Source organism: Streptomyces sp. NPDC029674 (assembly GCF_044903205.1).
In the GTDB taxonomy this organism is placed as follows: Bacteria; Actinomycetota; Actinomycetes; order Streptomycetales; family Streptomycetaceae; genus Streptomyces.
This window is the reverse complement of sequence record NZ_JBJDPY010000019.1, coordinates 1-11525: the sequence shown is the minus strand read 5'-3', so window position 1 is coordinate 11525 and position 11525 is coordinate 1. Positions and strand designations below refer to the sequence as shown.

At 75.0% G+C, this 11525-nt stretch carries 9 protein-coding genes and 1 pseudogene; 5 read left to right on the top strand and 5 right to left on the bottom strand.

From position 1 onward, the window contains the following. Positions 1-32: 32 nt before the first annotated feature. The gene (treY, locus tag ACI2L3_RS33420) at positions 33-2552 is read left to right on the top strand and encodes a malto-oligosyltrehalose synthase (RefSeq protein ID WP_404756269.1); all 2520 of its coding nucleotides are present in this window, start codon (positions 33-35) and stop codon (positions 2550-2552) included. Here the strand turns inward: treY and ACI2L3_RS33415 are convergent. After that, entirely contained in the window at positions 2488-3630 is a 1143-nt protein-coding gene (locus ACI2L3_RS33415; RefSeq protein ID WP_404756157.1) for a cytochrome P450, read from the bottom strand. The genes treY and ACI2L3_RS33415 overlap by 65 nt on opposite strands. 155 nt (positions 3631-3785) lie before the next feature. Between ACI2L3_RS33415 and ACI2L3_RS33410 the strand changes: the two are divergent. Next, a pseudogene (locus ACI2L3_RS33410) lies at positions 3786-4235 on the top strand (3-hydroxyacyl-CoA dehydrogenase); the annotation flags it as partial. 24 nt (positions 4236-4259) lie between these two features. Here ACI2L3_RS33410 and ACI2L3_RS33405 read toward each other — a convergent pair. After that, complete coding sequence (locus ACI2L3_RS33405; protein ID WP_404756156.1) at positions 4260-4820, bottom strand: FHA domain-containing protein; 561 nt, start codon at positions 4818-4820, stop codon at positions 4260-4262. A gap of 144 nt (positions 4821-4964) precedes the next feature. Here ACI2L3_RS33405 and treZ point away from each other — a divergent pair, with 144 nt between their 5' ends. Together treZ and ACI2L3_RS33395 are read left to right on the top strand one after the other, a co-directional pair. Then, complete coding sequence (gene treZ, locus ACI2L3_RS33400) at positions 4965-6710, top strand: malto-oligosyltrehalose trehalohydrolase (protein ID WP_404756155.1); 1746 nt, start codon at positions 4965-4967, stop codon at positions 6708-6710. 46 nt (positions 6711-6756) lie between these two features. Then, the gene (locus tag ACI2L3_RS33395) at positions 6757-7770 is read left to right on the top strand and encodes an aldo/keto reductase (protein ID WP_404756154.1); all 1014 of its coding nucleotides are present in this window, start codon (positions 6757-6759) and stop codon (positions 7768-7770) included. Between the two features lie 20 nt (positions 7771-7790). On the opposite strand, the gene ACI2L3_RS33390 is transcribed toward ACI2L3_RS33395, so the two are convergent. The 3 genes from ACI2L3_RS33390 to ACI2L3_RS33380 all read right to left on the bottom strand — a co-directional run bounded on the left by ACI2L3_RS33390 (position 7791) and on the right by ACI2L3_RS33380 (position 10573). After that, the gene (locus ACI2L3_RS33390) at positions 7791-8915 is read right to left on the bottom strand and encodes a M24 family metallopeptidase (protein WP_404756153.1); all 1125 of its coding nucleotides are present in this window, start codon (positions 8913-8915) and stop codon (positions 7791-7793) included. Between the two features lie 124 nt (positions 8916-9039). After that, positions 9040-9654 carry a PDZ domain-containing protein gene (locus ACI2L3_RS33385; RefSeq protein WP_404756152.1) on the bottom strand — a complete coding sequence of 205 codons (615 nt, stop codon included), beginning with the start codon at positions 9652-9654 and terminating at the stop codon, positions 9040-9042. Positions 9655-9703: 49 nt separating this feature from the next. Beyond that, positions 9704-10573 (bottom strand): LysR family transcriptional regulator, encoded by an 870-nt coding sequence (locus ACI2L3_RS33380; RefSeq protein WP_404756151.1) that lies wholly within the window; start codon positions 10571-10573, stop codon positions 9704-9706. A gap of 108 nt (positions 10574-10681) precedes the next feature. Between ACI2L3_RS33380 and ACI2L3_RS33375 the strand changes: the two genes are divergently transcribed. Next, positions 10682-11434 carry a hypothetical protein gene (locus tag ACI2L3_RS33375; protein ID WP_404756150.1) on the top strand — a complete coding sequence of 251 codons (753 nt, stop codon included), beginning with the start codon at positions 10682-10684 and terminating at the stop codon, positions 11432-11434. Positions 11435-11525: the final 91 nt, after the last annotated feature.

Genomic DNA, 11525 nt, shown 5'->3' with positions numbered 1-11525 from the left:
CCAGACCGGGTACGTACGTTCGCATGACGCGCATGACGCCGGGGCGCCCCGGCCCCGCGGTACCGCCACCGCCCACCGCCACGTACCGGCTCCAGCTGCAGCCGGACTTCCCCTTCGCGGCCGCCGAGGCCGCCGTCCCCCATCTGGCCTCGCTCGGTGTCTCGCATCTGCACCTGTCACCGGTGCTCGAAGCGGTCCCCGGATCGACGCACGGCTACGACGTGGTGGACCACGCGCGCGTGCGCGACGAGCTGGGCGGCGAGGAGGGGCTGCGGTCCCTGTCCCGCACCGCCCGGCAGGCCGGGCTCGGCCTGGTCGTGGACATCGTGCCGAACCACATGGCGGCGGTGCCGCGGTACAACCACGCGCTGTGGGAGGTGCTGCGCGAGGGCCCGGGGTCGCCGTACGCGCGCTGGTTCGACATCGACTGGGACGCGGGCGGCGGGCGCGTCCTGCTGCCCTTCCTCGGCGGCCGGCTCGGCGACGAGCTGGGGCGGCTGCGGGTCGACGGGGACGTACTGCGCTACCACGAACACGCGTTCCCCATCCGGGAGGGCACCGCGGAGCTGCCGCTGCCGGAGCTCCTGGACGCGCAGTGGTACCGCCTGTCCTGGTGGCGTCTCGCCCGCACGGAGCTCAACTACCGGCGCTTCTTCACCATTTCGGATCTCATCGGCGTGCGCGTCGAGGACCCGGACGTCTTCGAGGCGACGCACGGGAAGATCCTGCGGCTGCTCCACGAGGGCGTCGTCGAAGGGCTGCGCATCGACCACCCGGACGGCCTCGCCGACCCCGGGGCCTACCTCCAGAGACTGCACGAGGCGACCGGCGGGCGCTGGACGGTCGTCGAGAAGATCCTCGCCGACGGCGAACACCTGCCCGCCGCCTGGCCCGTGGCAGGCACCACCGGATACGACGCGCTGCGGCACGTCGACGGCGTCCTCACCGACCCGGCGGGCGCCGGCGAGCTCCTCGGCCAGTACCGCCGCTTCGCCGCGCCGCCCGCCGACCGGGGCGGCGACTGGGACGCGACGGTGCGCAGGGCCGCGTACAAGGTCGTCACGCGCGAGCTGGCCGCCGAGGTCGACCGCCTCACGCGCGCGGCGGGCGCCGTCTGCGCGGCTGTCCCCGCGCTGCGCGACCACGCGCCGTGGATGCTGCGCACCGCGCTCAGGGAACTGCTCGTGCGGCTGCCCGTCTACCGGCCGTACGTCTCCGGGGGCGACGCGCCCGAGACGGTGCTCACCGCCCGTGCCGCCGAGGAGGCCAGGGCGGCCTTCAGCGTGCCCGAGGAGGCCCGGACGGTCGACGTCGTGCGGGACCTGGCGCTGGGGCGGCTGCGGGTGGCTCCGGAGGTCCTGCCGGCCGTGGAGGAGTTCCGGGCGCGGTTCGCGCAGACCGCTTCGGCGCTGCGGGCCAAGGCCGTCGAGGACACCGCGTTCTACCGGCACGCGCCGCTCCTCTCGGCGGCGGAGGTGGGCGGGGCGCCCGAGCGTCCCGCGGTGCCGGTGGAGGAGTTCCACGCGTACTGCGCGCGCGTGCAGCGCGACTGGCCCTACTCGGGCACCGTCCTGACGACCCACGACACCAAGCGGAGCGCCGACGTACGGGCCGGTATCTCCGTCCTGACCCAGTGCCCCGACCGGTGGGCCGACCTCCTCGTCGAGGTCACCGAGCAGACCTCGCGCGTGGGCGGCACATGCGCGCCCGACCCCCAACTGGCGTGGGCGGCCTGGCAGACGGCGGTCGGCTTCGGCTTCCCCTACGACATGCGGCTGCAGAACGCCCTCCTGAAGCACGTGCGGGAGGCGGGGCTGCACACCAGCTGGACCGAGCCCAACGAGGCGTACGAGAACGCGGTGGGCGCGTTCGTGGAGGCGGGGCCGTGCGGGCCGCCCCTGTACGCGGTGGCGTCCTTCGCGCGCGAGCTCGGCGGCCACGTGCGGGCCAACGTCCTGGGGGCGGCGCTGCTGCACCTGACGATGCCCGGGGTGCCCGACCTCTACCAGGGCACCGAGGGCGAGTACCGCGCCCTGGTCGACCCGGACAACCGGCAGCCCGCCCGCTTCCAGCCGCACGTCCTTGAGCGGCTCGACTCGCAGCGGGAGCGGTGGGACCTCTCGGAGGAGAAGCTGGCCCTCACCGCGACGGCGCTGCGGCTGCGCGCGCGGCGGCCGGAGCTGTTCGGGGGCACGGCGACGTACGAGCCGCTGGCCGCCGAGGGCCCCGGCGCGGCGCACTGCCTGGCGTTCGCCCGCTCCGGAGAGGTCGTGGTGGCGGTGACCCGGCTCTCCCTGCGGCTCGACGACGCGGGCGGCTGGCGGGAGACGGAGCTGGCGCTCCCGGCGGGCCGGTGGGCTGATCTGCTCGCTCCGGGGAGGCAGTTCGAGGGCCACGCGTGCGTGGCGGAGCTCTTCGCCGTGTCGCCGGTGGCGCTCCTGGAGCGGGTCGCCGACGCGGGTGTCACGGAGGGCGTCACCGAGGACGTCACTGTGGGCGTACGAGCAGAGTCCGCGGGCCGCGCGTCAGGAGCCCCCGGGGATCCGGTCTGAAGCCCGGCGCCCAGCGCAGTCCCGGCAGGGCGTCCAGCAGGGCGTGCAGGCCGTACCCGGCGGTGCGGCCCGCGAGTTCGGCGCCCGGGCAGGCGTGGCGGCCCGCGCCGAACGCGAGGCGGCCCGGGTCCGCGCGACGGATGTCGTAGCGGTCGGGGTCGGCGAACCGCGCGGGGTCCCGGTTCGCGGCGCCGACCAGGCACGCCACGACCGCGCCCGCGGGCAGCGTGGCCCCGGCCACGACGACCGGGCGGACGGCGCGGCGCCGCACGACGGGTGCGGGCGGGTCGCGGCGCAGGGACTCCGCCCAGGCGGCGGGGATCAGCTCGGGCCGCGCACGGACCAGCGCCAACTGCGCCGGGTCGTCGAGAAGGTTGGCGAGGAAGGAGGCGAGCGCGAGCGCGGTGGTCTCACCTCCCCCGCCGAGCAGCGAGCCGACGAGGCCGGCCACGGTGCCGTCCGAGAGGGGCCGCCCTCCGACCTCGGCGGCGCACAGCACGGAGAGCAGGTCGTCGCCGGGGTGGGCCCGTCGCCGCGCCAGGTGGGGGCGGAGCCAGGCGTCCAGCTGGTGGTGGCCGCCGCCGAGGTGGGCGAGGCCGCCCCGGCACCACCCCTGGACGCGTGCGGTGTCCTCGTGGGGCAGGCCCAGCGCGGCCACGACGGCGGCGGTCGGCAGCCACCGGCAGAACTCGGCGACGAGGTCGGTCTCCCGGCGGGCGGCGATCCGGCGGGCCAGTACGTGGGCGGTGCGCGAGGCGCCCGCGGCGAGGGCGGCGACGGCGCGGCCCCGCAGCGCGGGTTCGACCAGGGCGCGGTGCGCGCGGTGCGTGGCGCCCTCCATGTGCGTGAGGGTCCGCCCGGGCGGCAGCGCGACGAGCTCGTCCCGCGCGAGGGCCTCGCACACGTCCCCGTACCGGCTCACCAGCCACGCACCGAGAAACTCGTCGCGCGCCAGGGGATACCGCTCCCGCAGCACGCGAAACGCCGGGTACGGGTCCCGCGCGAGCGCGGGCGAGACGAGGCCGGGCGGGGTGACCGCGGATATCGGCTCCTCGGGCGGGACGGAGAGGCAGCGCACCGCGGGGCTCCCACCTGTGCGTCGGCGCGGCGAGCGGCCGCGCGGGTGTCTTCAAGACGACCACCACGCGGCCCGCGCCGCAGGCCTCGTACGGCTGTACGGGTGATGCCGTCCTTGACACGCCCTCCGCCCCATGGCGTACTGCGATGGCCTCAGTGGCGCACCCAGCGCCGGTGCGGGCGATGCGGGCGCTCGCGAGGCGGCTGCGGCGGGACGCGCGGCTCGTCGAGGAGATCCTGGCCGAGGCGCTGCCGCGGCTCTCCGGGGCCGAGGGGCCGCCGCTGCGGGCGGCGCGCTGGGCGCTCGCCCTGGTTGCGCCGGGGCTCGCCGACGACTGGCGGCGGCTGCCGCCCGCGGGCACCTCCATGGCGTGCATCGGCAGCGTCGACGCCTTCGGTCGGCGGCTGCCCCTGCGGGCGGCCGCGATGCTCCTGCGGGTCCTCGACGAGGCGGGCGACCGGGCGGCGCCGCGCCTCGAACGGCTCGTGACGCAGTGGAGCGAGGCGTTCGCCGAGCGGTTCAGGGCCCGCTGGGTGCCGCTGGAGCATCAGGTGGAGCACCAGTCGCGCACGACGGTCGCGGCCGCGTGGCACGCGCGCGACTGAGCGCCCGCCCCGCCGGAAGAGGTCTCAGTCCACCGCGAGCCGGAACGCCATCCTGCCGAAGCTCACGGAGTCGCCGTCCTGGACGACCGCCGCACCGGTCACCCTGCGCCCGTTCACGGACGTGCCGTTCGTCGAGCCGAGGTCGCGCAGCACCCACATGCCGCCCTGCCGCCGCAGCTCGGCGTGGACCCGGGAGACCGTGTCGTGGCTGAGCCGCAGTCCGTTGGCGGGGTCGCGGCCGATCCGCAGCGGGTAGGGGCTGTCGGGCGACGGCAGCAGCAGCTTCGGCAGGCGCTCGGCCTCCCAGGCCCTGCGCAGCTTCATCGTGAACCCGGAGACGGCCTCCACGCCGCCGAGCACCATGCGTGACCAGCGGCCCTCGGTCCGCAGGTCGTCGGTGAGTGCGGCCAGTTCGTCGGGCCTGCGGGCGGCGAGCGCGAGCTCCATGCGCCGCAGGAACGTATCGTGCGAGAGCCTGCCGACGGCCGCGCCCTCCTTGAGTGCGTCCAGCGCCCGGTCGCGCTCGGCGTCCGTCACCCGCGCGGGCGCCGCCGGGAACGTGGAGAACTCGAAAGAGGATGTCACCAGGCAATTGTCGGACACCCGCGCCCCGGGTGTCCAGAACGGGTGGACCGAAGGCCGATCGACCGCTTCCTCCCACGGAACGACGGCTTCTGACGCACCATGGGACGCACGGTGTGACGGACAGCGGACGAGGGAGAACCGTCGGTGAGGTTCGAAGTGTGGGCGCCGGAGGCCGAGCGGGTCGAGCTGGAGTGCGCGGGTTCCACGCGCGCGATGGAGCGCGACGCGGACCGCGGAGGGTGGTGGACGGCGGAGGCGGAGGCCGAGGACGGCACGCGGTACGGCTTCTCGGTGGACGGGGGCCCCGTCCTGCCCGACCCGCGCTCGCGGCGCCAGCCGGACGGCCCCGACGGGTCGAGCGCGGTCGTCGACCACGACCGTTACGCGTGGCGCACGCCCTGGGCGGGGCGCGGCGTGCGGGAGGCGGTCCTGTACGAGCTGCACGTGGGGACGTACACGCGCGAGGGCACGCTGGATGCGGCGGCGGGCCGGCTCGGACACCTCGCGGAGCTCGGCGTCACGCACGTGGAGCTGATGCCGCTGTGCCCCTTCCCCGGGCGGTACGGCTGGGGGTACGAGGGGGTGTCGCTGTGGGCGGTGCACGAGCCGTACGGCGGCCCCGAGGCGTTGAAACGGTTCGTCGACGCGGCGCACGCGCACGGGCTCGGTGTCATCCTTGACGTCGTCCACAACCACCTCGGCCCGTCCGGCAACTACCTGCCCGCGTTCGGGCCCTACTTCACGGAGACGCACCAGACGCCGTGGGGCGCCGCGGTCAACCTGGACGCGCCCGGCTCGGACGAGGTGCGCGCGTATCTGATCGGCAGCGCCCTCGCCTGGCTGCGCGACTACCGGATCGACGGCCTGCGACTCGACGCCGTGCACGCGCTGCGGGACACGCGCGCGTGCCACTTCCTGGAGGAACTCTCGGCCGCCGTCGACGCGTTGGCCGCTGAGCTCGGCAGACCGCTGTCCCTGATCGCCGAGTCCGACCTGGGCGACCCGCGGATCGTCACCCCGCGCGCGAGCGGCGGCCTCGGCATGCACGCGCAGTGGAACGACGACTTCCACCACGCGCTGCACACCGCGCTCACGGGCGAGTCGCAGGGCTACTACGAAGACTTCGCTCGGGCCCCGCTGGCCGCGCTCGGCAAGACGCTGACGCGCGGGTTCTTCCACGACGGCACGTACTCGACGTTCCGGGGCCGCGCCCACGGCCGCCCGGTGGACCGCGCGCGGACGCCCGCGTACCGCTTCCTGGGCTACGCGCAGACCCACGACCAGGTCGGCAACCGGGCGCAGGGCGACCGCCTTTCGGCCTCCCTCTCCCCCGGCCTGCTCGCCTGCGCGGCCGCGCTCACCCTGACGAGCCCCTTCACGCCGATGCTGTTCATGGGCGAGGAGTGGGGGGCCACGACGCCCTGGCAGTTCTTCACCGACCACACGGACCCCGAGCTCGCCGAGGCCGTGCGCCGGGGCAGGCGGCGGGAGTTCGCGGCGCACGGGTGGGCCGAGGAGGACATTCCCGACCCGCAGGACCACGGGACCCGCGACCGGTCCTGTCTCGACTGGTCGGAGCCCGAGCGGGGCCACCATGCCCGGCTGCTCGCCTGGCACCGCGAGCTGATCGCCCTGCGGCGCTCCCGGGGCGACCTGACCGACCCCGACCTGGCGGCGGTGCGGGTCGCTTTCGACGAGAGGGCCCGCTGGTTCGCGTTCCGCCGCGGTGATCTGCGGATCGCCGTGAACTTCGGCGAGGAGCCCGTCGTCGTACCGCTGGACGGGCGCCACGCGCGCGTGGTCGCCGCGTGGGAGCCGGTGGCGGCGCCGGGGCCGGACGGCGTGGTGCGCCTGCCCGCCGAATCATGCGTGATCCTGGCCACCCGGTAGCGTCACGTCCGCCCTCTCCGGAGGGCCTACCAAGGGGAGACGGACGATGAAGCAACGATTTCTGGGCCGGACCGGTCTGCGCGTCAGCGAGGTCTGCTTCGGCACGATGATGTTCGGCATCGGTGCGGACGAGGCGACATCCCACCACATGCTGGACGCCTTCACGGAAGCCGGCGGCACGTTCATCGACACGGCCGACATGTACGGCCGCGGTGTGTCGGAGGAGATCCTCGGCCGCTGGCTCAAGGGCCGCCGCAGGGACGAACTGGTCATCGCCACCAAGGTGTTCTCGACGATGAGCGACGCGCCGAACGCCGGCGGCCTGAGCCGCAAGCACATCATGTCGGCCGTCGACGCGAGCCTGCGGCGCCTCGGCACCGACCACATCGACCTCTACCAGACGCACGTGTGGGACGCGACGACGCCCGTCGAGGAGACCCTGTCCACCCTGGACACCCTGGTGAAGGCGGGCAAGGTCCGCTACCTGGGAGCGAGCAACCACTCCGCGGCGCAGTTGCAGAAGGCCCTCGACGTGGCGCGGGCGCACGGCTGGGAGCCGTACTCCTGTCTGCAGCCGTTCTACAACCTCCTTGCGCGCGAGACCGAGTGGGAGCTGCTGCCGCTCAGCGCGGCGGAGGGCGTCGGTGTCATTCCGTACAGCCCGCTGAGCGGCGGCTGGCTCTCCGGGAAGTTCCGGCGCGGCATGGCGGCGCCGCCCGAGGGCACGCGGGGCGCGGGCAGCTGGGAGGAGCGCGCCACGGAGGAGACCTGGCAGGTCGTCGACGCCGTCCTTGAGGTCGCCGAGGAGGCCGGGCGCACTCCGGCACAGGTGGCGCTGCGCTGGCTCCTCCAGCAGCCCGGGGTGACCGCGCCGATCGTCGGGGCGCGGTCCGTGGAGCAGCTGACGGACAACCTCGGCTGCGTGGGCTGGGAGTTGACGCCCGAGCAGCACGAGCGGCTGACGGCGGCGAGCGCGCGGCCGCTGCCCTACCCGTACGACGTCCTCGCGTACTACCCGGGCCGCGAGCCGCGCACCGGCCCCCGCACGGACTTCAGCTGACGTCTCTCAGCTGACGTCTCTCAGCTGACGATCGCCATCTCGCGGGCGGTGGCGTTCAGCCGCCGCCCGCCCTCCTCGGTGACCGTCACGATGTCCTCGATGCGTACTCCGAAGCGCCCCGGCAGATAGATGCCGGGCTCTACGGAGAAGCACATTCCCGGCACGAGCGGCTGCTCCTCGCCCTCGATCATGTAGGGCGGTTCGTGGGTGGTGACGCCGATGCCGTGTCCGGTGCGGTGGATGAAGTGCTCTCCGTAGCCGAACTCGGTGATCACGTCGCGGGCCGCGCGGTCGATGTCCTGGCACGCGGCGCCGGGCCGCACCGCCGCGCAGCCCGCCGCCTGCGCCTCCCGCACCACGTCGTGGACGCGCTGCTCCTCGGCGGTGGGCTCGCCGACGTGGACCGTGCGGGAGGTGTCGGAGCCGTAGCCGTGCAGCAGACCGCCGAAGTCGAGGACGACCATGTCGCCCCGCTGGATGACGCGGTCGCCGGCCTCGTGGTGGGGGTTGGCGCCGTTGGGGCCCGAGCCGACGACGGTGAAGTCCACCTGGGAGTGGCCGAACCGCCGCAGCAGCTCCGCGAGATCGGCGGCGACGTCCGTCTCCTTGCGCCCCGCGAAGGGCACCTTCTGGATCTCCTCGTACGCCGCGTCGGCCGCCGCGCCCGCCGCCGCGAGGCGCTCCAGCTCGGCGGCGTCCTTGACGGCACGGAGCATCGGGAGGGCCTGGGTGAGGGAGACGTAGGAGGTGCCGGGCAGCGCCTGCTGGAAGCCGAGGAGGTGCATCGCCCAGGCGTTGTCGCTCACTCCGAAGCGGCCCGATACGTCCAGGAGGGGCGCGGTGACGGCGTACGGGTCCTTGCCGTCGGTCCAGTCGCGCAGGGTGAGCGCGGGCGCGCCCGCGGCCTTCGCGGCGTCCGGGGCCTCCAGGGTCGGCACGACGAGGACGGGGTCCTGCCCGGCGGCCAGCACGAGGACCGTGAGCCGTTCGGTGGCCGCGGTCGGCCGGTACCCGGTGAGCCACACGAGGTCGGGCCCCGGAGCGACGAGAACGCCCGCGAGCCCGGCGTCCGCGGCTGCGGTGGCGGCGCGCTCCATGCGTGCTCGGTAGTCGTCGACGGTGAAGGGCGCGGGCGCGCTGCTCATGAGGACCTCCTGTGGGCTACGTCAGGAATCCTCCCCCCGGGCGTCCGGGGGCGCTAGGGCGTGTCTTTTGGATCGGCCCGGGCTGATCCGAAAGACACGCCCTAGCTCGGGGCGAGGCGCGGTGTCACGTCACGATGCCCGGTCTGGTCGACAGGAGCTGACGGGCGCCGTTCGTGTGGCGCACCGTCAGGGTGACCGGCTTGCCGGGCCGTGCGGCGCCGACGGCCGTGGCGAGACCGGCCGCCGATTCGATCCGGGTGCCGCCGAACGCCAGCAGCGTGTCGCCGCGCACCAGTCCGGCCGTGTGGCCGGGGCCCGGGATGTGGACGCCCACCAGGAGGGCGCCCCGGCCCCTCGGGGAGTCGACCGCCTCGATGCCGAGGGCGGCGGCGCGGGGCGGCGCGGCGGGTGGCCGCGGGGGCCTCTTCGGGTGGCCGGGCGGCCGCCTTCCGGGGGCGGCGGCCGAGCCGGGAGCGGCCGCCCCCGGCTGCGCCTTCCCCGTCTCGCTCCGCACCTCCGCCAGCTTGCTCATGCCGATGACGGTGGCGCCCACGGTGCCGAGGCCGATGCCCGTGAGCACCAGGACCGCCGCGCCGAGCAGCCCGAACCACAGGGTCGTCAGGCGCCCGCCGCGGCGCCTGGCGGCATGCGGGCGACGGCTCTTCCCGGGGGCAGGGCCCTGACTCCGGCCGGGGTGCCGGCCCGGCATCGGCTTGGGACGCAACGTGGTCTCATCCATGGCTCGCCTCCGGCCACAGCTCTACCCGGAGTGACCCCACGGTGACGCCTCACGAACGGGTGACGTCCAGCTGTGCGGCCAGTGCCGCCGCGGGCCCGCGCAGGGCGCCCGCGTGGAGCAGCTCCGTACGGTGGACGACACGGGGCGCCGTCAGCGGCACGGCGACCGTGCCCGGCGCCTCGTCGGCCACCGGCCGCGGCAGCAGGGCGAGACCGTGGCCCGCCGCGACCAGCGCCACGAGGGTACGCAGGTCCGTGCCGTCGTAGCGCAGCGCGGGCCGGAAGCCCGACGTGCCGCAGGCGGTGCGGAGCCGGGCCAACGGCATGCCGGTGCCGGGGGCGTCGAGCCAGCGGGCATCGACGAGGTCGGCGAGCCGCAGCCCCGCGCGACCGGCCAGCGGATGGTCCATGGGGAGCAGCACGGCGACCGGCTCCTGCGCGATGCCGCGCGCGGTCAACGGCGCCACGTCCGGGAGGCGCAGCGGGTCGTTCGGAGCGGCGAGACCGTCGACGAGGCCGAGGTCGGCGGTGCCGGTCGCCACGGCCGCGGGTATCTCGTCGTGGGGCAGTACGGACAGGGTGACCCCCGCGAGGGGCAGGGCCCGCAGGGTGCGCCGGGTCAGCGCGGTCGGCGTGGCCGCGAGCGTCAGGCCCTGCTCGGGGGCGGCCGCCATGCGGACGATCTCGGCGCGGGCCGCGTCAAGGCGCAGCAGCAGGGGGTCGGCGTGCTCCAGGAGGCGCGCGCCCGCCGGAGTGGGGGCCACCGGGCGGCGGGTCAGCAGGGCCGCGCCGAGGTCCTGCTCCAGGGCGGCGATGTGCTGGGAGACGGCGGACTGGGTGTAGCCGAGCTCGCGGGCGGCCTCGGAGAACGAGGCGAGGCGGGCCACTGTCACGTAGGTGCGCAGGAGGTGCGGGTCCATGCCCTCAAGGATCGTGCAGGGCAGATCGTGCTGGGCATCAGTAACGCTTATGAAGCGTGCAGATTTCGTCGTTGGACGTGAACCGCGACCGCGCCCAGGATGATCGGCATGACCACAGCAACGCAGCGCTCCGCGGCCCCCGACGCCTCCGCGTCCCGCGCCGCCCGCATCGCCCTCGTCGGTGACCGCTCCCCCAATGTCACCGCCCACACCCGCATCCCGCTCCTCCTGGACTCCCTCACCGCCACGGACCACCTCGCGCTCGACCCGTACTGGATACCGACCGAGGACGCCGAGGACCCGGACGCCGTGCGCGGCTTCGACGCGGTGTGGGTGCTGCCGGGCAGCCCCTACCGCAGCGAGGCGGGCGCGCTCACCGCGATCCGCACGGCGCGCGAGAGCGGCATCCCCTTCCTCGGCACCTGCGGCGGCTTCCAGCACACACTTCTCGAGTACGCACGGAACGTGTGCGGTCTGACCGGTGTCGCGCACGCCGAGAACGACCCCGACGCGGACGACCTCCTCATCGCTCCGCTCGCCTGCTCGCTGGTCGGCCACGAGGGCACGGTGACCATCGCCCCGGGCTCGCTCGCCGAGTCCGTCGTCGGTGCCCGCACGTCGATCGAGCGCTACCACTGCTCCTACGGCCCCGGCGCCCACCTCGACACGCTCCGCGAGCACGGGCTGCGCTTCACGGGCGAGGACGAGGAGGGCCGGCCCCGGATCGCCGAACTCCCCGGCCACCCCTTCTTCCTGATCACCCTCTTCCAGCCGGAACTGGGCGGCGACGGCTCGCGCCCGCACCCGATCGTGCGGGCCCTGGCGCGAGCCGCCGTGCACCACGCGGGCGTGGCCGCCTAGGGCCTGTCCGGCGGATCATGCCGCGGGCCGCGGGGTCTGGCACGCCGATCTGCGGCGTTGTCGTCGGTTGTCAACGCTCCGCGTTGCCGCC